Below are 20,237 nucleotides of genomic sequence, written 5' to 3' on the forward strand. Positions count from 1 at the left end.
GATGTTTGGATCAATGCAAAACGGAGCGAGTGCCTATGCCAAAGTTGGCATGGAAACCGGCGTGATAGCAGCCAATCCGCACAAGCTCATCATCATGTTGTTTGAAGGCGCACAAATCGCGCTCAACAACGCGCTACAGCAAATGCAGGCAGGGAATATTGCAGGAAAAGGCCAGGCCATTTCCAAGGCAATCATGATTATTGAAAACGGTCTGCGTGCCAGTCTGGACAAATCCGTCGGTGGCGAAATCGCGATCAATCTCGATGCGCTTTACGAATACATGAGCAGCCGTTTATTACTGGCAAACCGGAATAATCAGCCTGAGATCATTCAAGAAGTACAAACCCTTCTGAATGACATCAAAAGCGCATGGGAAGCTATTGCACCAAATTCCGCAACATCAACACCTGTAACAGAGTTAGCTGGGCAAATACAATCGTCTTCGTACGATGCTCTCGCACCTAACATGCCTCGCTTAATGAAAGCCTGATCGATGATGAACGAACAAGAAATCATTTGTCTTTACGAAAACGTTGCAACGATTACCGATCAGATGCTGGCAGCTGCACGCCTTGGCGATTGGGAAGAATTGACTGCACTGGAACAGCGTTGTGCGGCACAAGTCAGTATCCTGAAAGCTGGCGAACCGCCAGTGCCGTTAACAGGTGCAGAGCGTGAGCGCAAAGTTGCGATCATCAAAAAAATTCTGGCTGATGATAAAGAAATCCGCAACATCACAGAACCGTGGATGGCCAAGCTTTCGATGCTCATCAATAGTACCGGGACTGAACGTAAGCTCAGTCACGCCTATGGTGCCAATCACTCGAGATAATAGATGCTGCCACGGGCCGACATAACAGGAACCCGGCCCGTAATCTTGATCGAGGCAACCACGCCGTCAACGGCGTTGGGACAAGCCAAACAGGAAACACTAGACCGGCTCATCCAGCTCACGCTTGGTAAAGAATACCAGGCGCAAGTTTTGTCGCGTCTGGCAGATGGTACCTTCCTGGTTAAAGTGGACAATGCGCCAGCCAATATGGCGCTGCCTCCCGGCACCAAGCCGGGCGACATCCTGGATCTCACCTTGCTGGCGATTCAGCCACGTCCTACTTTTTTGCTGGGCAAACCAGACGCTAGTGCTACAACATCTCTCAGCAATGCCGGCCGCTTGATCGGTAATATGCTGCAACTGGCTGAACAAGGTGCGATGCCGACTGCTGTCGTTGGCAAAACACCGCTCGTCGCCACACCCGGCGCAACTCCACAACAGATCGCTACCGCCTTGCATAGCGCCATTGCCTTCAGCGGACTTTTTTACGAATCGCATGTTGCACAGTGGGCCGTCGGCGCGCGTCCAATAGCCGATTTATTGCGTGAGCCACAAGCCAAACGCGTCAGTAATACACCAGCAGGAACTGCGCAGCCAGCACCGGCAGACGCAGAAATTGGCAAAAACGACTTGAATCGTTTGATGAGCAACATACGCGAATGGGTCGGTGCAGAACGTCTACCGGATAAATTGCAGGCAACGCAAGCGCGCAATCCTGCTCTGCAGGACAGTGCCGATCCCATCGTCGGCAAACAACAAGAATTGTCCGGAATAGAAAGCGTCAAGCTCATCAGCCTGCAGCTCGACACACTGGAACAACGCCGCGTGATGTGGCAAGGCGAGCTTTTTCCTGGTCAGCCGCTGGAATGGGAAATTGAGGAAGACGCGCCAGAAAAAAACAAAGATCAAGCCGAGACAGAACCAGTCTGGAACAGCACAGTACGCTTTTCCCTGCCTACGCTGGGTTCAGTATCGGCGACCATCCGCCTGATCGGCGATCGCGTTCAGGTACAGGTCAATACCGCTAATCCGGACACAGCAACAGCATTACGTACACACGGCGATTCACTAGCCGAGGCATTGGGTGCCGCTGGCTCAACGCTGGAATCCTTGTTGGTAAAACAGGATGGATAAAGCCACGCCACCAGCCAAAGCCGTTGCAATCGCCTATCAGAGTGGCGATTCAGCACCGCGCGTCGTCGCCAAAGGGCGAGGCGCCATTGCAGAACAGATTATCGAGCGCGCCAAAGAACATGGCGTAGCAATTCATGAATCGAAAGAGTTGGTGGCACTATTATTGCAAGTTGAGCTGGATGATCACATCCCGCCTGCCCTGTACCGAGCGGTAGCTGAACTTCTGGCGTGGTTATATCGCGTCGAAGCCGCCCAACAGAGCGGCGGCAATGTATCATAGCCAGCTGTAATTTTTGCTACCAATGAATTACACCCAGTTTTGAAGAAATAATAATGACACTTGTTAGCGATCACGATAATGATGCATTGAACCCTTATCGGGTTAATTCCCGTCGGGAAGTAATCGCTTTGCTGCGCAGCATAGGTGAACGCAATCAGCTCGTCAGAATGGTCATTAATCACGGCGTGGATACGATTGTGACATCCATCCTCAAGATTGATGAAGCCAACAACACCGTTTTGCTTGACTGTGCCCCAACGGCCATCATGAATCAGCGCGTTCTCGATAGCAAAAAGTTATCGTTCGAAACCGTGTTGGAAAACATCCGCATTCTTTTCACCTCGCCCGCAGCCGAAAGCTGCATATACGAGAACCTGCCCGCCTTCATTATTCCCTTGCCGGAAAGTGTCATTCGCCTGCAACGGCGGGAGTTCTATCGCGTCCCGACTCCGCTCACGACGCCGGTATCGTGCACCATTCCAGTCACAGTGGATGGAGTCACTACCGAGGTTGTCACCACACTGCACAATATCAGCGGTGGCGGCATATCGATCGTCGATGAAAAGAAGTTGCTCGATGCGACTCAAGGCCTCACCTACAAGAATTGCAAGATCGATTTGCCCGGCAGCGGCATTATCACCGTCACTCTGCAAGTACGTAATTTGCTGGAATTGACTCTGACCAACGGCAAGAGCATCAATCGGATTGGATGCGAATTCACCAATCCATCCAACGGCACGCTAGCGGTCGTACAAAAGTACATTACCAAGATTGAAAGAGAACAGAACGCGAAGGCAACCGGACTCGGTTGATATAAAGCGGAAGTAGATCGAAGGTAAAACGAGGAAGTTACGATGCCGCGCAAGGCGGCATGTATATGGGCACTACAACGGTGTCACACCTGCATGTTCATGATTTCCTGATACGACGATACCAGCTTGTTACGCACCTGTACCGTTGCCTGAAATGAAATACTCGCCTTCTGCATCGATATCATCACGTCCGACAGATTGACACTGTCATCACCTGTAGAAAATTTCTGCCCCAGCTTGTCTGCACTGTTTTGTGCACTGGCGACGTTATCCAGCGACGCCTTCAGCGCTTGCGAAAAATCGACACGCGTCGCCGATTTTTCCGTCTGCGCCACCCCAGCCAAGGGATTAACGTCAGGCTGAGCGCGCGCTGCGGCAGCTTTAAGCTGCTTAACCATAGCGTCTATCGCGCTTGAATCAATTCCACCAACTTTCATCATTCTCTCCATCTAGTTGCTTGCGGGCACTATACTTGCCTAAACTGAGTGACTCGGGTGCCTCGCACAGGTGTGTTCAAACTACCTCGACAAGTTATCACGCTGTCTAATTTGAATCGCTCTGATAAGCCATAGAAACATTGCTCTATTCCAAAGATTGAAATTTCGAGCAAGCCCGACAATTCAAGCTACGGAAAAGCTTCGATAGCGAGAACAGCAATGAACAACACACTCACATTTGACGATAGCCAAGCAGGAGCACAATCATGGCAGTAGTCGTAGCAGGCGAAGGCGGCCTTCCTCAAAACGTCCCCGCGGACGGCGCTACCAATATGTCCAGCAACTTCCTCAATTTGGCGAAGTCGCCAAATGGGCGCAAAGTCATATTGATGCTGGGTGCAGCCGCAGTCATTGCGGTCATGATTGCCTTGGTACTCTGGAGCCAGAAGCCGGAATATCGTGTGCTGTTCTCCAACTTCTCCGACCGTGACGGCGGTGCCATCATGGCTTCGCTGCAAGCGGCCAATGTGCCGTACAAATTCGCAGAAGGCGGCGGCGCGATTCTGGTGCCGGCCGATAAAGTGCATGAAATTCGCCTGAAACTGGCCGCCGAAGGTTTGCCTAAAGGTGGCGGTGTCGGCTTCGAGTTGATGGAAAATCAAAAACTCGGCGTTTCTCAATTCCTCGAACAAGTGAATTTCCAGCGTGCGCTGGAAGGCGAGCTGGCTCGCTCCATTCAATCCGTAGGCGCAGTGCAGGCTGCACGTGTGCATCTCGCTTTACCTAAGGCATCCGTCTTCGTACGCGATCAGCAAAAACCAACTGCATCCGTCTTGCTGAATCTGCGCCAAGGCCGTGCACTCGATCAGCAACAAGTCAGCGCCATCGTGCATCTGGTTGCCAGCAGCGTTCCCGAGCTGTCGCCGAAGAATGTCACCATCGTCGATCAGTCAGGCAATCTGCTGTCCGAAAACAACAAACCGGCCGGTGCCAACACACTGGACCCATCGCAGCTCAAATATGTACAAGAGCTGCAACAAAGCATTACCAAGCGCATCGAATCCATCATCACGCCTATCGTTGGCCAAAACAATATTCGTGCTGAAGCAACTGCCGATGTCGACTTCTCGACTAGCGAACAAGCTGCCGAAATTTACAAGCCGAACCAAGTAGCGAACAGCGCAACCGTACGCAGTTTGCAAACAAGCGAATCGAGCAATGGCGGTGCCAATGCAACAGGTGTTCCAGGTGCATTGACTAACCAACCTGCACCAGCCGCTACCGCGCCACTAGATACAACGCCGCCACCTGCTGCGCCAGGCACACCTGCAGCAGTAGCTGGTGCACCAGGAGCGCCAGGCGCAGCGGCTGCCACTGCGGCCGCAGCTGCAGCGACACCAACGCAAAAAGACACGACCACCAATTTCGAAGTGGATAAAACTGTCCGCTACGTTCAACAACCTATGGGCGGTCTTAAACGCTTGTCCGTTGCGGTCGTCGTCAACTACAAACGCGTTGTAGCAAAAGATGGCAAAGTTACCGTACAGCCTTTGACAGAAATCGAAAAAACACAGATCACCGATCTGGTGAAAGAAGCCATGGGCTACAACAAGGATCGTGGTGACACGCTCAACGTTGTCAACAGCCCATTTGCCGGTGTAGACAAGGAAGAAATTGCCAAACCGCCACTCTGGGAACGTCCAGAAGTCATCGATATGGCACTACAGGCTGCCAAGTATCTGGCTATCGGCATTGCACTCCTGATTCTCTACTTCAAAATGTTGAAGCCTATGCTCAACAAGTTGAATCCACCACCGCCACTGGCGTTGATGGATGAGAGCGGCGAGCCAATACAAAAGATTCACCTTGAAGAGCCAGAAGTTGGACCGATGGGTGTGCAGAATACGTATCAACAAAATCTGGAAGCCGCCAAAGAGCTCGCCAGAAAAGATCCTAAAGTCGTCGCAAACATAGTTAAAGCGTGGGTGGGAAATGATTGATAACGGCATACACAAAGGCGCCATTCTGATGCTCGCACTCGGTGCAGATGAAGCGGCCGAAGTCATGAAGTATCTAGGCCCAAGAGAAGTGCAAAAGCTCGGAGCAGCCATGTCCACGATGAAAGCAATCCAGAGCGAAGAACTGGTTGCCGTACTCAGTGAATTCAGAGGCGAGACGGAGAAAAATACTTCGCTCGGACTGGATTCCGATGACTATATCCGTGACGTATTGACCAAGGCACTGGGCGACGACAAAGCTGCTTCCCTGCTCAACCGGATTCTCGGTGCACGTGACGCCAGCGGTATTGAAAGTCTGAAATGGATGGACGGCCAATCGGTCGCCGATCTGATTCGCAATGAACATCCACAAATCATTGCCACCATCCTGGTCCATCTCGAACGCGATCAAGCTTGCGAAGTACTGGAACGTTTTACCGAACGTCTGCGCAACGATGTTGTGTTGCGTATCGCCACGCTGGACGGCGTACAACCAGCCGCCTTGCGCGAACTCAATGAAGTGCTGACCAAACTCCTCACAGGTAACGAAAATCTGAAGAAAAAACCAATGGGCGGCATACGCGCAGCGGCAGAGATACTCAACTTCTTCAGCGGCGAAAACGAAATATCAGTCATGGCCAATCTGAAAAGCTACGACAACGATATGGCACAGAAGATCATGGACGAAATGTTCGTCTTCGATAACATCATGGATATCGAAGATCGCGGTATTCAATTACTGTTGCGTGAAGTTCAGTCCGAAGCGCTCATCATTGCGCTCAAAGGTGCAACGCCAGATTTGCGCGAAAAATTCTTCAAGAATATGTCGCAGCGTGCCGGCGAGATGATGCGCGAAGATCTCGAATCGAAAGGCCCTGTACGCCTGTCCGAGGTCGAAGCAAATCAAAAAGAAATTCTGCAAATCGTCCGTCGTCTGGCCGACGAAGGTCAACTGACTCTGGGCGGCAAAGCGGAAGATGCCTATGTCTAATGTCATTCCAAAAGAACGTCAATCAGCGTATCAGCGCTGGGAAATGACGTCTTTCAACGAAGAACCGGCCAGCACAAGCACTGCTGCCACACCTGTGATCGATAGTGCCAGCATCGCGGCTGCCAATGCAGCAGCGGCAGCGCACACGGCCAACATTGCGGCGATGGAAGAACAAATCGCCAGCATCCGTGCGGAAGCGCATACCGAAGGCTATGCAGCCGGCATGGAAGAAGGTCGTGCCGCAGGTTTGGCTGAAGGACGTGCACAGGCCGAGCAAGAAAGACTCAGCCTGCTGCAGATTGCCGATACCTTCGGTACCGAAATAGCACAAGCCAATGAATTGATCGCCAGCGATATGCTGGATCTGTCACTCGATCTGGCCAAGGCTATGCTGAAAACAGCATTGAACGTACGTCCCGAACTGATCATCCCACTGGTACGCGAAGCGATACATTACTTACCGACTTTGCAGCAGCCGGCCCTACTCCATCTGCATCCGGACGATGCGGCGATCGTCGCCACCCATCTGGGTGATGAATTGAGTACAGCCAGCTGGCGCGTAGTCGAAGATCCACACATGGATAGAGGCAGCTGCCGCGTAGAAACCGTCACCAACCAGATTGACGCCACCACGTCGACCCGCTGGCAGCGCATCGCCGCTGCGCTCGGCAAAGAATCCGACTGGCTGAACTAATGAGTCCTGACCATCCCAACAGCGGTCGCTGGCAAGCCTATTTGCGCGACTGTCGCATGCTGCTGGATATCGCCGAACCCATGCAGGTATCAGGCCGCATTACACGTGTCGCCGGCTTGGTCATGGAAGCGGTTGGCTTGAAACTCGCGGTCGGCAGCGCTTGTACAGTGCCGCTGGCCAACGGAGCGCGTATCGAAGCGGAAGTCGTCGGTTTTGAAAACGACCGCCTGTTCCTGATGCCGCAGAGCGATGTCGAAGGCATCGTGCCCGGCACACGCGTGTTCCCAGTTGAAGTTGTGCAATCCTTGCCGCGTCCTGGTGCTGTCACGCATCCGCGTCGTCGCCCTAGCGATCGCGGCCGCCATTTGCCAGTTGGGATAGAACTGCTCGGTCGCGTACTGGACGGCGCAGGTCGCCCGCTCGACAATCTAGGCCCACTCAATGCCGTCCACGCCGCACCGCTGAACGTACGTGCGGCCAACCCTTTATCACGCGCACCGATTACCGATGTACTCGATGTCGGCGTACGCGCCATCAACAGCATGCTGACCGTCGGCCGCGGCCAACGTATGGGCTTGTTCGCCGGCTCCGGCGTCGGTAAGAGCGTCTTGCTCGGCATGATGGCGCGCTACACTACCGCTGATGTGATCGTGGTGGGACTGATCGGCGAACGGGGTCGCGAAGTCAAGGAATTCATCGAACAGATTCTTGGTGCCGAAGGTCTGGGGCGCTCTGTCGTCGTCGCTGCGCCTGCCGATACGCCACCCTTGATGCGCTTGCAAGGTGCTGCTTATGCCACCGCTATCGCCGAACATTTCCGCGATGAAGGCAAAGACGTACTACTGATTATGGATTCGCTCACCCGCTATGCTATGGCACAACGTGAAATCGCGCTGGCTATCGGTGAGCCACCTGCGACCAAAGGTTATCCACCATCGGTCTTCGCCAAACTGCCAGCTTTGGTAGAGCGTGCCGGTAACGGTAAAGAAGGTGGCGGCTCGATCACGGCTTTTTACACCGTGCTGACCGAGGGCGACGATCAACAAGATCCTATCGCTGATGCAGCACGTGCGATTCTGGACGGTCATATCGTGCTGAATCGCTCCTTGGCAGAAGCCGGCCACTATCCGGCTATCGATATCGAACAATCGATCAGCCGTGCGATGCACAACATCACCACGCCAGAACATCAGAAGCAAACGCGCAAGTTGAAACAGCTCACTTCACGCTATCAACGCAATCGTGACTTGATCAGCGTAGGCGCTTATAGTGCAGGTTCCGACCCTGTGCTGGATGAAGCAATCGCCTTGAACACAAGAATGGAGTCATTTTTGCAACAGGATATTACCGAACGCTGCGGCATAAACGAGAGCTTGGGGCAACTTGCCTCTCTATTCGACTGATGGGCACTTCGTTCTCAAAAATATAATCAAGAAAAATGGCTACATCTTCTGCATTAGACACACTGATCGAATTGGCGACCAAGGAAACCGACGAGGCCGCCAAACGTCTTGGGAAATGCATGAAGGCCGCCGAAGAAACCGAACAAAAACTGGCTTTGCTGCAGCAATATCGCGACGATTACGCAGCGCGTTTTCAGCAAAACCTGACCACCGGTTTGACGGCGATGGGTTATCGCAATTACCAGCTTTTTCTGGACAAGCTGGAACAGGCGATCACCAGTCAGCAATTAGTGGTCCGCGACGCACATATTCGTGTTGATCGCGAACGAGCAGCCTGGCAAGCCAGTGAACGCAAGCGCATGTCCTACGGCACGCTAGCCAATCGGGCTTTGAAAGCGAAGCAGTTGCAAGAAAATAAACGCGACCAAAAACAGACAGATGAACACGCTGCAAGAGCTTTGCAGTACAAAAGATAAACGATCAAGAAGGCGGCACAACGATGAACACCTCAGCAGTCAACAGCCCTCTCAGCGTATTGCAGGCACCAGCTCCCGGCAATAAACAAGACGCCAGCTCAACCTCTGATGCGGGCACGTTCAATCAAATGCTGTCGCGTGAAATCGCAGGTCGCAACAATTCCGGCAACAGCGCCAACGAAGCCAGCAAGAACGCGCCTAAAGATAGTGCCAATAACGGCGACAAAACCAAGACCAAGAGCGACGCCAATACCGCAGCAACGCCTACCGAAGCAGCCAAAACAACGGACGCTGACAAAGCCGCGCCCGTAGCCGATGGCAAAACGGATGAAACCGATACCGAGCCAACCACCGTTTCGGCTGAATTGCTCGCCTTTGTCGCAGCCCTGACACAAGCCAATACCGCAACTGCCGTCACACCAGCAGCGACTGCTGAGACCGATGCCTCAGTCAAACTCGGCAAAGGTACTGGCCTTACAACTGACACTGTCGCCGACATCACGCTAGGCGCTGCTACAACAGGAGCAGCCAGTACCAGCGAAAAAGATGCAATAGGCAAAAAATCTGATTTCGTTTCTGCACTCGATAAAGCGACTAATGCAGCCAGCGATGGCAAACCTGCGCCAGCAGCAACTAAAACCGATCTTGAAGTAGCCGCTGCCGTTGTACAAACCGCTAAGGCCATCGAACCAGCCACCGTATCCAATCCGCAAAATGTCGCTGCACTCACAACTGCAGCATTGCAGCAGATGAACGAAGCACAAGGCCCACAATCCAACAAACTCGCGCCACAAGTCGGCACGCCGGACTGGAATCAGGCCTTGGGTCAAAAAGTAGTGTGGATGGTGCAAGGCGTGCAGCAAAGCGCAACGCTGACATTGAATCCGCCTGATCTGGGACCGATGCAAGTCACGTTACATGTCTCCAACAACCAGGCCACTGCCAACTTCACCGCACATCAGCCTGAAGTCCGCCATGCGCTGGAAGCCGCCATGCCGCGTCTGCGCGAGATGTTGAACGACGCTGGTATTCAATTGGGTCAATCCAACGTCAGCGCCGGTTCGCCTAATCAGCAAGGCGCTTTCAGTGAACAGCGCCAAGGCGGTCCGCGTCAGTCGAATCAAGCCGACAATGCCGTAGATCCGGCACTGCATGTCAGCCACATCCCCGTCTCCACCGCTGGTACCGGGATCGTCGATACATTTGCCTGAAGAAGGACGGATGGCAGTTGCAACAGAAAATTGCCATCCTGTTACTTGCCATCCAGCCTGATCACGTCTCTGAACGGCAACGTATGTGCCGCCTTCATTAAAATTCGCATTGTTTTCGCACACTGCAGATGTTTGCTGCAATTAATAATGGTTTAATACGCCTTGAGCATCGCTTTCGTCTCTGCCAAATGGCAGAACGGAACCCCGCTAGAAGATTCGACCTCAGGCCTTGATGGCGCGAATACGTCGATATGCGTCGTGTTCCCCTCTCTTTTCAATGCATCCTGTGTGTCGTTTTTTTTTAATAATGGCATGTAAGTAAAAGAACTCATGTCGTACTTGAGGAAAACAGATGGCAACAGCAGCACCAAAGGCAGGCGCAAAAGGTAGCGCCGATACAGCAACTGGGAAACCGAAATCCCGCCTATTGATCATTTTGATTGTGCTTGTGCTCGCACTGGGTGCTGGTGGCGCAGGTGCATGGTACTTCCTTGGTCACAAAGCGGAGTCGCATGCGCCGAAAGCGGCTGATGCCGTCGATCTGAGCAAGCCACCAGTATTTTTGCCGATGGAAGCATTCACGGTGAACTTGCAAGGCGAGAACGGTGAGCAATTCCTGCAAACCAGCTTCACGCTACAAGTGCCAAATCAGGCACAACTGGATTTGATCAAGCTTTACATGCCGCACGTACGCAGCCGCTTGCTGCTTTTGTTGTCGGGCAAAAAAGCTTCCGAGATTCTGAGCGTCGAAGGCAAGAACAAGCTTTCTGAAGAAATCATTGCTGTCTTTAAACAGCCATTTACGCCACAAGGCCAAACAGTGAACGTTACCAACGTTTTATTTACCTCATTCGTCGTTCAATAAGATCATGGCCGATAATTTCCTCTCTCAAGAAGAAGTTGATGCCCTGCTCAAGGGCGTCAATGGCGATCAGGATGAGACCGGTAAGCCGGAAGATGCGACGGGCGTACGCCCCTACAATCTGGCAACGCAAGAGCGTATCGTCCGTGGTCGGATGCCTACGCTGGAAATTATCAATGAACGCTTTTCGCGTCTGTTGCGCATAGGTCTGTTCAACTTCCTGCACCGTAGTGCGGAAGTATCGATCGGTCCGGTACGCGTCTCCAAGTACAGCGAATTCATCCGCAATCTGGTGGTGCCAACCAATCTGAATCTGATCCACATGAAGCCGCTGCGCGGTACCGGCCTGATCGTGCTCGATCCGAATCTGGTATTCCTGCTGGTCGATAATCTGTTCGGTGGCGATGGCCGCTTCCACACTCGTGTAGAAGGTCGCGACTTTACGCAGACAGAACAACGCATCATTCAACGCATACTCGGTATTATTTTCGAAACCTACGCCAAATCGTGGGAACCGGTTTATCCGGTCGAATTCGAATACATCCGTTCCGAGATGAATACCCAGTTCGCCAATATTGCGACGCCAAATGAAGTCGTCGTGGCAACTACGTTCACGATCGAACTCGGTCCGGTCAGCGGCGATATGCACTTCTGCACACCATACGCGATGATCGAACCGATCCGCGATCTGCTGACCAGCAGCATGCAGGGTGAAACGCTGGAAATGGATAAGCGCTGGATACGTTTGATGACACAACAAATCCAGACCGCAGAAGTAGAAATTCTGGCGAATATGGGCTCGGCCAAAGTCACGCTGGGCGATATCTTGAATATGCAAAAAGGCGACATCATCCCTATCGCCGTGCCAGACACAATTACCGCTGAAGTTGATAGCGTGCCGGTGATGGAATGCTCGTATGGGAAGCTGAACGGACAATACGCATTGCGCGTAGAAAAACTGATCTATAGCGCAAACGATTCAACGCAAGGAGAAGATCATGGCTGATGAAAACGAACCGCAAACCACAGTAGAGGACGATTGGGGTGCAGCGATGGCGGAACAAGAGCAGACCGAAGCGGCTGCGATAGACGCCAAACCTGCATCGGCTACCGTATTCAAGGATTTCGCCGGTGGCGACTTGAAGACAGGTACGCACAACGATATCGACTTCATTCTCGATATTCCAGTGCAATTGACGGTTGAACTTGGTCGCACCAAGATCGCCATCAAGAATCTGCTGCAATTGGCACAAGGCTCGGTCGTCGAACTCGACGGTTTAGCTGGTGAGCCTATGGATGTATTGGTCAATGGCTGTCTGATCGCACAAGGTGAAGTTGTCGTCGTCAATGACAAATTCGGTATTCGCCTGACCGACATCATCACACCTGCGGAACGTATTCGAAAACTGAACAGATGATTTGCATTCGTCCTGCCTTACTCGCATCAGGGCTGCTCGCTTCGAGCTTGCTCACGGCCAGCGTCCACGCAGCCACCGCTTCCGCCAAGACCGCTGTTCCGTCGACTGCCGGCAATCTATTGCAGGTATCGCTAGGGCTGGTCGTTGTACTAGGCTTGATGGCAGCCGCAGCATGGTTGTTGCGTCGCCTTAACGCAGGCAAAGGCGTCAACAACGCCAACATCAAGATTATCGGTGGCGTCAGCGTCGGCAGTCGTGAACGCGTCATCGTGGTTGAAGTAGCAGACCAATGGATAGTCGTCGGCGTCGCGCCAGGTCGCGTCAATTCTCTGGCAACCATGCCTAAGCAAGAAACCACGATCGCAACTGAAGCACCGCCTTCGAGAAACTTCTCGACCTGGCTTGCGCAAACAATTGAAAAACGCAATGGCCAATAAATTTTATCCATTAGTACGCCGCGGCTTGCCGCTGCTATTGCTGGCCTTACCTATCGCCGCGATGGCGCAAGGTCTGCCTGCATTCACCAGCACACCGGCAGCCGGTGGCGGCCAGAACTATTCACTCAGCCTGCAAACCTTACTGCTGCTGACTGGACTCTCTTTCCTACCGGCAGCATTACTGATGATGACCAGCTTCACGCGCATCATCATCGTGCTGTCGTTGTTGCGTCAGGCACTCGGTACGCAAAGCTCACCGCCAAATCAAGTCATCATCGGCCTCTCTCTTTTCTTGACTCTGTTTGTCATGAGCCCGGTGCTCGACAAGATTTACGTCGACGCATATCAGCCCTTCTCGCAAAACAAGATTCAAATGACGGAAGCCTTGGACAAGGCTGTTGCGCCGCTGAAAACTTTCATGCTCAAGCAAACACGTGAATCCGATCTGGCACTGTACGTCAAATTATCCAAAGGCCCTGACTTGCAGGGACCGGAAGATATTCCATTGCGTATATTGGTACCGGCCTTCGTGACCAGCGAATTAAAAACTGCATTCCAGATCAGCTTTGCGATTTTCATTCCCTTCCTGATTATCGACATGGTGGTCGCCAGCGTCTTGATGTCGATGGGGATGATGATGGTATCGCCCGCCATTGTGGCGTTGCCATTCAAGTTGATGCTGTTTGTTCTAGTCGATGGCTGGCAATTGCTGATCGGCTCGCTCGCGCAAAGTTTCTACTGAGGACGCTATGACTCCCGAAACCGTCATGACCATGGGCCGTCACGCAATTGAAGTCACGTTGATGGTGGCCGCGCCAATGTTGCTGGTCGCACTCGGCATCGGTCTGGTCGTCAGTATCTTCCAGGCCGCCACACAAATTAATGAAACCACCCTCTCCTTCATCCCGAAACTGGTCGGCATTTTTGTCGCACTCGTCGTAGCAGGGCCATGGATGCTGACAGTACTACTCGACTACATGCGCGAAATGTTTACCAACATTCCTTTGTTCGTCAGCTAGTGTCACACGCAAGCACCTCTGCCTATACCTCCAGCAGATCGGCATGATCAATCTCACCAGCGCAGAACTGAACACCTGGATTGCCGCCTTCCTGTGGCCGCTCACGCGGATCATGGGCTTGGTTACGGTCGCGCCTCTGTTCGGTAATGTGAGTGTGCCGGCACGCGTCAAAATCGGGCTGGGCATCATGCTTGCCATCATCATTGCACCCACAGTGCCAGCCATGCCGGCGATGGACCCATTCTCGCCAACCGGATTGTTGATACTGATGCAGCAATTGATCATCGGCCTGGCGATGGGCTTTGCCATGCGTATTGCTTTTGCCGGTGTTGAAATGGCTGGTGAAATTACCGGCATGACCATGGGCCTGGGCTTCGCCAGTTTTTTCGATCCGCAAACACGTGCGCGCTCATCAGCGATCAGTCAATTTCTCGCTTTGCTGACACTCATGATTTATCTTGCGACCAATTTGCATTTGGTCTTGCTGAGTACATTGGCACAGAGTTTTGAGTTACTGCCTATTACCAGCAGCTTTATATCGCCTGGAGGCATGCTGCAAGTAGTCCACTGGGGCGGCCGTATCTTCAGCGCGGGGGTGCAACTGTCCTTGCCTATCGTCGCAGCCTTGCTGATTACGAATATCGCGCTCGGCATCTTGACGCGTGCAGCGCCTCAATTGAATATTTTTGGTATCGGCTTCCCGATCACGATCGGCGTCGGCTTCATCATGATAGGCATAGTGCTGCCTTATCTGATGAATCCGATTATCAATTTACTGCAGGAAGGAATTGATGCGATGGGGAGAATTACTGTGGCGCTAACACCGCTTAACTAAGCAGTGAAGATAGAGTCGGCTTGTCTTTGCAATTGCGCAGACAAGCCTGCTTATCAATTCATCATATTGAACAAAGACAGACCAGCAATTTTCATGAATGTTTGACGTGCTGCTTCCAGCGTAAATTGCTGTTGCGTAAATTGTGAGTAGGCCTCAACCGGATCTACACCTACCAAGTCGTTCAAAGTCTTCGTGTACTGAATTTTTAAGTCAGAGCCTGCACTATCAAGATTGTCGATTTCTTTTAAGCGCGTGCCAATTGTAGTGCGCACGGTGGAAATATTCTCACGCGCATTTTCGATATTGGTATTCGCTGTCGCCAAACCATTCGCCAATTTAGTCTGCCCAGCGGGGCCAACCGCAGATGTAGACAGTACTCCGATCAAATCTGTGATCGTAGTAAAAACACTTTGAGTCGTACTTGGTTTCACGCTAAACGTGTCGCCATCAGCCGGACTACCCTTGATATCGAACTGCATGCCGCCGAATGTAATTGCCTGGCCGCTCACATAAGGTTGCGGTGTCGCAGGTATGGCAGGTGGTGGTGTTTCAGTTACCAGATAAGTCGTTGCACCTGTTGTTGCATCAACAGCAAACGTGACGCCATAGTTATGACCAGTCAACTGAGCAAGATCAGTAACCGATCCGGTGCTGACAATACCGGTCCCGGTATTGCTTGTACTCGCAGCGGTAACGAAACGTCCATTACCCGTAACACCGCCCTCAAAAACTGCAGAACCAGAGTCGCCCGATGACAATTGACGCGCAGTACCAACCTGCAACATGCGCTGTCCCTGATCGCCATTATAGTTAGCGCCTGTAGCTGACTGAGTAAAAGGTTGGGTCGAGGTTTGATAGCCAGCAAAAATATAATTGCCGTTACTATCACGTGTATTCGCCAAGCCCATCAGTTCGTCAAAATTACTACGTAATTGAGTAAGGTACGTTTGACGATCTTGATCAGTCAATGCACCACTACCTGCAGAAACAACTACATCTTTGACTGATTGCAATAAGGAGTTAATGCTTTGCAGAACACTTTCCTCTTCTGACAAAGCACTTTTCGCATTTGAACGATTAACGGCGAGCTGATCGTTCATTGCCATGGCTTGATTCACGCCCAATGCCGCTGCAGCTGCAACAGGATCATCGGATGGTGTCAGAACACGACGGTTGGTCGAGATCTGCTGCTGCGTCTTGAGCATGGCAGCCTGCATGTCACCGATCTTGCCCGAGCCCATTTCAAAAATTGTATTCGTGCTAATGCGCATGATCTGTAATCCTTATCGGCCTAATGAAATCAACACATTGAACATATCGCTGACTGCCTGCATCACTTTACCGGACGCCTGATAAGCCTGTTGATAGCGCAACAAATTGGTTGCCTCTTCATCGAGATTGACGCCCGACTCCGATTGCTGCGCCGTCTGCATCTGCTTAAGCAATGCACCTTCGGCAGCACTATTGGTTTCCAGTTCGCGTGTTTTATTGCCGACCAAACTTACGAGCTGACTGTAAGCGGTGTTGTAATTGGCGGTGCCGCCCTGCAAGACATTCTTGGTCTGGAGCTGCCCCAATGCCAGCATATTGCGGTTATCACCATCGCCGTTTGAATTGCTGCTGATAGTGAAAGTATCGCCATTGGCTGGTGCGCCGGTCATCGTGATCTCAGCGCCACCGAACGAGATGCTGGAACCTGCTGTGTAAGTGACTGGCGTACCAGCAGGGAATGTCGTTGGAACACCATTTGTCGTTACTGTCACAGGCATACCGGCCGGGAAACCACTCAAGGTTCCAGTCGCAGCATCAAACGTCAAGGTCACTGCCGGCGTAACCGTCGCTCCGGTAAAACTTGAATTGATCGTGCCTGCGCTGATCGCGCCAGTGCCTGTATTCGTCGTTGGTGCGTTAGTACGAATCGGCGTCGCTGCGGCAATTTCTTTCACATCCTTGATCAATACACTCAGACCAGATGCACCATTGATCGTCGGTCTGATAACGAACTCATCACCGGCAGCCATTGCGCCAGCGCCTTGTGCGAAAGTCACGCCATCAATTGCCGTTGTAGGAAAAGCCGCATTCGAATACATCGATGCGTTATCCGACAGACGCGTCACGTTATAGTTGGTGCCATCGTAGGTCAAACGATAATCACTCGTCGTCAGAGCACCTACGTCGCTGATACTGGCACTAATATTCGCATTACCGGTATTTTTGTTACTGGCATTCACAACAGGCGGAGCCATGCTGAAAAAATCGCCGCCCAAATTGCCGTTTTGATCTTGTCCCAGCTTATGTTGCGCATTGAAGGTTGCCGCCAATCCAAGCGCAATACGTCCCAGTGAATTCTGTATCACATCCAAGGTCTTGCTGCGATATTCAAACAAGCCACCCAGATTACCGCCGACTAATGCACTTTCCGGCAAGATCACCGTCTTACCGTTTGTGACATAACCAACTTCGGTACGGCCAGGATCGGTCGGCGATGTAACGGCAGTCAGTTCATACGCGGATGTCCCCACCACGATAGGTTGACCATTACCGATGAAGACGTTGTAACTGCCATCTTGTTTAACCACCGACACCTTGCTTTGCTTCGCCAATTCACCGACCAAAAGATCACGTTGATCGAGCAAATCATTTGGTGGTTGACCGGTGCCGTTCTGTGCCTTGGCGATCGCGTCATTTAATTGCGCAATCTGCTTGGCGTAAGCATTGATATCGGTGATGGCACCGCTGATTGAATCATTCACGCCATCACGCATACCGCGGAATTGCGCATCCATACTTTGAAAGCGTGCAGTCAGTGCTTCCGCTCCCGACAACATGGCCTGACGTGATGACGCAGTACCTGGATTGGCAACCAGATCCGCAACACCCTTGAAGAAATCTGCAATGACCGGTGTCAATCCGACATCCGAATCGGCCATCATATTGTTGACCTTGCTGATCTGCGCGTAATACGTATCCAGCTGGCTTTTGCTGGATTGCGCGCCGATTATTTGCGCGCCGAGGAAATCGTTATAGATGCGTTTAACGGTTTCTACGTTGGTACCGTTGCCGATATAACCGCCACCGATATTCTGACCGCCCAGCGATGCCTGAATTACCAACTGCCGGCTATAGCCTGGCGTCGCCTGGTTGGCAATATTGTGTCCTGTCGTAGCAATTCCAGCCTGGGCTGCGGCAAGTCCACTTTGAGCAATGCTGAGAAGATTAGACATAATTTATTTATTAACTCTATGTTGGTATGTACGGCACATCGGTGAAAAACTTGAGCCGAAGATCATGTTGTTAATGCAAGAAAGTTATATTTCTTGCAAATATAAGACTGATTAAGCGGACAAATTACGATTGATCAGGTTTGTCAGTTTAGTGGCGTAATTCGGGTCAGTTGCATAACCTGCACGCTGCAAACCTTGCGCAAAGCCATTCACGTCACTAGCGTTCGCCAATACTTTTTCGTAACGCGGATTACTGCGTAACAGCTTCGCGTAATCGCGGAATGAATCAGCGTAGGAATCATAAGCACGGAATTTCTCAACACGTTTTTGCGCGACGCCATCTACATACTCGGTGGTCACCGCATCCACAGTTTTGCCTTTCCAGTTGGCGCCTGCCTTGATACCAAACAGATTGTTGCTGCTACTGCCATCGGCAGTCTTGATAACGCGTTTGCCCCAACCGCTTTCCAACGCGGCCTGTCCCAGCATGAATTTGGCTGGAATGCCTGTAGTAAGACTGGCCTCTTCCGCGTGTGCGCTCAATTTGTCCTGGAAGGCCTGTACGTGAGCAGGTTTGGCAGAAGCTGAAGTAACGCTACCGCCTGATTGCAAAGCGTGAGCGGCATTCGAACGCTGTGCGGCAAGCGCATTGCGCTCCGCCATCGAACGCATGATTTCCGTTCTCAAACTTGCCGATGGGTCAGCTAGATCCTTCGCCGCATCGGCACCATCAGGTGCGACTGCGGAATTCATCTGATTGCTAGACAATTGACGGATCAACACATCTGCCAGGCCAATGCCGCGGCTGGCCAGATTCTGGCTCAATTGCTGATCCAGCATCGACGTGTACATCTTGGTTTGCTGATTGTCCAGAATACCGTCTTGCGGTGTCGCTTCGCGCATGCTCTTCATGATCATGTTCATGAAGAGTGCTTCGAATTGCTTGGCAGCCGCCTTCAGTGAATCAGGCGAATTCTGCCGCGCAGATTGCTTCAGTGATTCGAGGCCCTTGGCATCGATCGCGAGGCTGCTGTTCGAATTGTCGGCAGGCGTAATCATAGTGAGCTTAAATAATTTCCAGTTCTGCGCGCAGTGAACCTGCTGCTTTCATCGCTTGCAAAATCGCCAGCAAATCTTGCGGCGTTGCACCTATCGAATTCAATGCCTTGACCACATCAGCCAAGGACGCTGAATTTTTCAAAAGTATGACTTTGCCCGGATCTTTGTTGATCTCGATTTGCGATTGCTGCGCAACTACAGTTTGTCCACCGGAGAATGGTGCAGGCTGACTGATAATCGGCTGTGTATTGATTGTGACGGACAGATTGCCGTGCGATACCGCACAGGTATCCAGTGTCACAGCTTGATTCATCACGACGGAACCTGTACGTGCATTCAAAATTACTTTTGCGCTTACTTGTGCCGGTGTGACATTGATGCTTTCCAATGCACCCAGAAAGGACACGCGTTCGTCATTGCTCATTGGTGCACGCACACGAATGACGCGGCCATCTTGTGCTGCGGCTGTTTCCGGACCAAAACGCTTGTTCACTGCATCAACCACGCGGCTGGCAGTAGAAAAATCGCTATCCTTCAACTCCAGAAAAATCAGATCGCCCTGCCCCAACGACGTTACCACTGCACGCTCAACTGTAGCGCCGGCAGAAATACGACCAACGCTCAAATGGTTGATCTGTGCCTTGCTACCGTTAGCAGCCGCACCTGCGCCACCAACGACGACGTTACCTTGCGCCATACCGTAGATCTGACCATCAGCACCTTTGAGCGGCGTCATCAGCAAGGTACCGCCGCGCAAGCTTTTGGCATTACCCATGGAAGACACGGTGATATCCAGCGTTTGTCCAGGTTGTGCGAATGCAGGCAGCGATGTCGTCACCATTACGGCAGCGACGTTTTTCAACTGCATATTGATACCTTGCGGCAGGTTGACACCCATCTGCTGCATCATGCTGATGATGCTTTGAATCGTAAACGGCGTTTGCGTCGTTTGATCGCCGCTACCATCCAGACCGACAACCAAACCGTAACCGATCAATTGATTCTGACGAACGCCTTGCACGCTGGCGAGATCCTTCAGACGTTCAGCCTGCGATGCAAACGGCATCAACAGACACATTGAACATGCAATGATTTGCAGCGATTTTTTCAGCGATA

The 20,237-nt window shown here is 52.0% G+C and carries 23 protein-coding genes; 18 read left to right on the forward strand and 5 right to left on the reverse strand.

Features of this window, described 5'->3' with window-relative positions:
* Position 1 precedes the first annotated feature (1 nt).
* The 5 genes from fliS to BQ6873_RS04580 are packed head-to-tail and all read left to right on the forward strand — an operon-like array spanning position 2 to position 3,058.
* On the forward strand, positions 2-490 hold the full coding sequence (gene fliS / locus BQ6873_RS04560; RefSeq protein ID WP_076591592.1) for a flagellar export chaperone FliS: 489 nt from the start codon (positions 2-4) through the stop codon (positions 488-490).
* A 3-nt stretch (positions 491-493) separates the two neighbouring features.
* On the forward strand, positions 494-832 hold the full coding sequence (locus tag BQ6873_RS04565; protein ID WP_083664385.1) for a flagellar protein FliT: 339 nt from the start codon (positions 494-496) through the stop codon (positions 830-832).
* A gap of 45 nt (positions 833-877) precedes the next feature.
* Positions 878-1,966 carry a flagellar hook-length control protein FliK gene (gene fliK, locus BQ6873_RS04570; RefSeq protein ID WP_231949278.1) on the forward strand — a complete coding sequence of 363 codons (1,089 nt, stop codon included), beginning with the start codon at positions 878-880 and terminating at the stop codon, positions 1,964-1,966.
* The gene (locus tag BQ6873_RS04575) at positions 1,959-2,246 is read left to right on the forward strand and encodes an EscU/YscU/HrcU family type III secretion system export apparatus switch protein (RefSeq protein ID WP_076591594.1); all 288 of its coding nucleotides are present in this window, start codon (positions 1,959-1,961) and stop codon (positions 2,244-2,246) included. Before fliK ends, BQ6873_RS04575 begins: the two co-directional genes overlap by 8 nt.
* Positions 2,247-2,299: 53 nt before the next feature.
* Complete coding sequence (locus tag BQ6873_RS04580) at positions 2,300-3,058, forward strand: flagellar brake protein (protein ID WP_076591595.1); 759 nt, start codon at positions 2,300-2,302, stop codon at positions 3,056-3,058.
* Positions 3,059-3,141: 83 nt separating this feature from the next.
* On the opposite strand, the gene fliE is transcribed toward BQ6873_RS04580, so the two are convergent.
* Positions 3,142-3,495 carry a flagellar hook-basal body complex protein FliE gene (fliE, locus tag BQ6873_RS04585; protein ID WP_076591596.1) on the reverse strand — a complete coding sequence of 118 codons (354 nt, stop codon included), beginning with the start codon at positions 3,493-3,495 and terminating at the stop codon, positions 3,142-3,144.
* A gap of 266 nt (positions 3,496-3,761) precedes the next feature.
* Between fliE and fliF the strand changes: the two genes are divergently transcribed.
* From fliF to fliR, 13 genes are all read left to right on the forward strand, one after another.
* Complete coding sequence (fliF, locus tag BQ6873_RS04590) at positions 3,762-5,495, forward strand: flagellar basal-body MS-ring/collar protein FliF (protein WP_083664386.1); 1,734 nt, start codon at positions 3,762-3,764, stop codon at positions 5,493-5,495.
* Complete coding sequence (gene fliG / locus BQ6873_RS04595) at positions 5,488-6,483, forward strand: flagellar motor switch protein FliG (protein WP_076591597.1); 996 nt, start codon at positions 5,488-5,490, stop codon at positions 6,481-6,483. Before fliF ends, fliG begins: the two co-directional genes overlap by 8 nt.
* Entirely contained in the window at positions 6,476-7,177 is a 702-nt protein-coding gene (gene fliH, locus BQ6873_RS04600) for a flagellar assembly protein FliH (RefSeq protein ID WP_076591598.1), read from the forward strand. The genes fliG and fliH overlap by 8 nt, the downstream gene beginning before the upstream one ends.
* Positions 7,177-8,580 (forward strand): flagellar protein export ATPase FliI, encoded by a 1,404-nt coding sequence (gene fliI / locus BQ6873_RS04605; RefSeq protein ID WP_076591599.1) that lies wholly within the window; start codon positions 7,177-7,179, stop codon positions 8,578-8,580. Before fliH ends, fliI begins: the two co-directional genes overlap by 1 nt.
* Before the next feature lie 35 nt (positions 8,581-8,615).
* Positions 8,616-9,056, forward strand: coding sequence for a flagellar export protein FliJ (gene fliJ / locus BQ6873_RS04610; RefSeq protein ID WP_076591600.1), 441 nt, complete (start codon positions 8,616-8,618; stop codon positions 9,054-9,056).
* Positions 9,057-9,079: 23 nt separating this feature from the next.
* The gene (locus BQ6873_RS04615) at positions 9,080-10,267 is read left to right on the forward strand and encodes a flagellar hook-length control protein FliK (protein ID WP_076591601.1); all 1,188 of its coding nucleotides are present in this window, start codon (positions 9,080-9,082) and stop codon (positions 10,265-10,267) included.
* Between the two features lie 352 nt (positions 10,268-10,619).
* Entirely contained in the window at positions 10,620-11,132 is a 513-nt protein-coding gene (fliL, locus tag BQ6873_RS04620; protein ID WP_076591602.1) for a flagellar basal body-associated protein FliL, read from the forward strand.
* 4 nt (positions 11,133-11,136) lie between these two features.
* The gene (fliM, locus tag BQ6873_RS04625) at positions 11,137-12,135 is read left to right on the forward strand and encodes a flagellar motor switch protein FliM (RefSeq protein ID WP_076591603.1); all 999 of its coding nucleotides are present in this window, start codon (positions 11,137-11,139) and stop codon (positions 12,133-12,135) included.
* On the forward strand, positions 12,128-12,547 hold the full coding sequence (gene fliN, locus BQ6873_RS04630; RefSeq protein ID WP_012079289.1) for a flagellar motor switch protein FliN: 420 nt from the start codon (positions 12,128-12,130) through the stop codon (positions 12,545-12,547). Before fliM ends, fliN begins: the two co-directional genes overlap by 8 nt.
* Positions 12,544-12,984, forward strand: a complete 441-nt coding sequence (gene fliO, locus BQ6873_RS04635; RefSeq protein WP_083664387.1) for a flagellar biosynthetic protein FliO — start codon at positions 12,544-12,546, stop codon at positions 12,982-12,984. The genes fliN and fliO overlap by 4 nt, the downstream gene beginning before the upstream one ends.
* Complete coding sequence (gene fliP, locus BQ6873_RS04640) at positions 12,974-13,726, forward strand: flagellar type III secretion system pore protein FliP (protein WP_076591604.1); 753 nt, start codon at positions 12,974-12,976, stop codon at positions 13,724-13,726. The genes fliO and fliP overlap by 11 nt, the downstream gene beginning before the upstream one ends.
* Positions 13,727-13,733: 7 nt before the next feature.
* The gene (gene fliQ / locus BQ6873_RS04645) at positions 13,734-14,003 is read left to right on the forward strand and encodes a flagellar biosynthesis protein FliQ (RefSeq protein ID WP_076591605.1); all 270 of its coding nucleotides are present in this window, start codon (positions 13,734-13,736) and stop codon (positions 14,001-14,003) included.
* Positions 14,004-14,046: 43 nt separating this feature from the next.
* Positions 14,047-14,838: a flagellar biosynthetic protein FliR gene (gene fliR, locus BQ6873_RS04650; RefSeq protein ID WP_076591606.1), complete on the forward strand. Its 792-nt coding sequence runs from the start codon at positions 14,047-14,049 to the stop codon at positions 14,836-14,838.
* 53 nt (positions 14,839-14,891) lie between these two features.
* Here the strand turns inward: fliR and flgL are convergent, their stop codons facing one another.
* From flgL to BQ6873_RS04670, 4 genes are all read right to left on the reverse strand, one after another.
* Positions 14,892-16,109 (reverse strand): flagellar hook-associated protein FlgL, encoded by a 1,218-nt coding sequence (gene flgL / locus BQ6873_RS04655; RefSeq protein ID WP_076591607.1) that lies wholly within the window; start codon positions 16,107-16,109, stop codon positions 14,892-14,894.
* 12 nt (positions 16,110-16,121) lie between these two features.
* Entirely contained in the window at positions 16,122-18,062 is a 1,941-nt protein-coding gene (gene flgK / locus BQ6873_RS04660) for a flagellar hook-associated protein FlgK (protein WP_083664388.1), read from the reverse strand.
* Positions 18,063-18,173: 111 nt separating this feature from the next.
* Complete coding sequence (gene flgJ / locus BQ6873_RS04665) at positions 18,174-19,121, reverse strand: flagellar assembly peptidoglycan hydrolase FlgJ (protein ID WP_076591609.1); 948 nt, start codon at positions 19,119-19,121, stop codon at positions 18,174-18,176.
* Between the two features lie 7 nt (positions 19,122-19,128).
* Entirely contained in the window at positions 19,129-20,199 is a 1,071-nt protein-coding gene (locus BQ6873_RS04670) for a flagellar basal body P-ring protein FlgI (RefSeq protein WP_231949422.1), read from the reverse strand.
* Positions 20,200-20,237 lie beyond the last annotated feature (38 nt).

It is taken from the genome of Herminiimonas arsenitoxidans (assembly GCF_900130075.1).
Lineage (GTDB): Bacteria > Pseudomonadota > Gammaproteobacteria > Burkholderiales > Burkholderiaceae_D > Oxalicibacterium > Oxalicibacterium arsenitoxidans.

What these genes read in the sequence shown, in the direction of transcription:
- fliM (WP_076591603.1), top strand. Translation starts at nt 11,137, where the DNA reads ATGGCCGATAATTTCCTCTCTCAAGAAGAAGTTGATGCCCTGCTCAAG.
- flgL (WP_076591607.1), bottom strand. Translation starts at nt 16,109, where the DNA reads ATGCGCATTAGCACGAATACAATTTTTGAAATGGGCTCGGGCAAGATC.
- BQ6873_RS04580 (WP_076591595.1), top strand. Translation starts at nt 2,300, where the DNA reads ATGACACTTGTTAGCGATCACGATAATGATGCATTGAACCCTTATCGG.
- fliL (WP_076591602.1), top strand. Translation starts at nt 10,620, where the DNA reads ATGGCAACAGCAGCACCAAAGGCAGGCGCAAAAGGTAGCGCCGATACA.
- fliQ (WP_076591605.1), top strand. Translation starts at nt 13,734, where the DNA reads ATGACTCCCGAAACCGTCATGACCATGGGCCGTCACGCAATTGAAGTC.
- flgK (WP_083664388.1), bottom strand. Translation starts at nt 18,062, where the DNA reads ATGTCTAATCTTCTCAGCATTGCTCAAAGTGGACTTGCCGCAGCCCAG.
- fliG (WP_076591597.1), top strand. Translation starts at nt 5,488, where the DNA reads ATGATTGATAACGGCATACACAAAGGCGCCATTCTGATGCTCGCACTC.
- fliO (WP_083664387.1), top strand. Translation starts at nt 12,544, where the DNA reads ATGATTTGCATTCGTCCTGCCTTACTCGCATCAGGGCTGCTCGCTTCG.
- BQ6873_RS04575 (WP_076591594.1), top strand. Translation starts at nt 1,959, where the DNA reads ATGGATAAAGCCACGCCACCAGCCAAAGCCGTTGCAATCGCCTATCAG.
- flgJ (WP_076591609.1), bottom strand. Translation starts at nt 19,121, where the DNA reads ATGATTACGCCTGCCGACAATTCGAACAGCAGCCTCGCGATCGATGCC.
- fliR (WP_076591606.1), top strand. Translation starts at nt 14,047, where the DNA reads ATGATCAATCTCACCAGCGCAGAACTGAACACCTGGATTGCCGCCTTC.
- BQ6873_RS04615 (WP_076591601.1), top strand. Translation starts at nt 9,080, where the DNA reads ATGAACACCTCAGCAGTCAACAGCCCTCTCAGCGTATTGCAGGCACCA.
- fliS (WP_076591592.1), top strand. Translation starts at nt 2, where the DNA reads ATGTTTGGATCAATGCAAAACGGAGCGAGTGCCTATGCCAAAGTTGGC.
- fliE (WP_076591596.1), bottom strand. Translation starts at nt 3,495, where the DNA reads ATGAAAGTTGGTGGAATTGATTCAAGCGCGATAGACGCTATGGTTAAG.
- fliH (WP_076591598.1), top strand. Translation starts at nt 6,476, where the DNA reads ATGTCTAATGTCATTCCAAAAGAACGTCAATCAGCGTATCAGCGCTGG.
- BQ6873_RS04670 (WP_231949422.1), bottom strand. Translation starts at nt 20,199, where the DNA reads ATGTGTCTGTTGATGCCGTTTGCATCGCAGGCTGAACGTCTGAAGGAT.
- fliN (WP_012079289.1), top strand. Translation starts at nt 12,128, where the DNA reads ATGGCTGATGAAAACGAACCGCAAACCACAGTAGAGGACGATTGGGGT.
- fliJ (WP_076591600.1), top strand. Translation starts at nt 8,616, where the DNA reads ATGGCTACATCTTCTGCATTAGACACACTGATCGAATTGGCGACCAAG.
- BQ6873_RS04565 (WP_083664385.1), top strand. Translation starts at nt 494, where the DNA reads ATGATGAACGAACAAGAAATCATTTGTCTTTACGAAAACGTTGCAACG.
- fliP (WP_076591604.1), top strand. Translation starts at nt 12,974, where the DNA reads ATGGCCAATAAATTTTATCCATTAGTACGCCGCGGCTTGCCGCTGCTA.
- fliI (WP_076591599.1), top strand. Translation starts at nt 7,177, where the DNA reads ATGAGTCCTGACCATCCCAACAGCGGTCGCTGGCAAGCCTATTTGCGC.
- fliF (WP_083664386.1), top strand. Translation starts at nt 3,762, where the DNA reads ATGGCAGTAGTCGTAGCAGGCGAAGGCGGCCTTCCTCAAAACGTCCCC.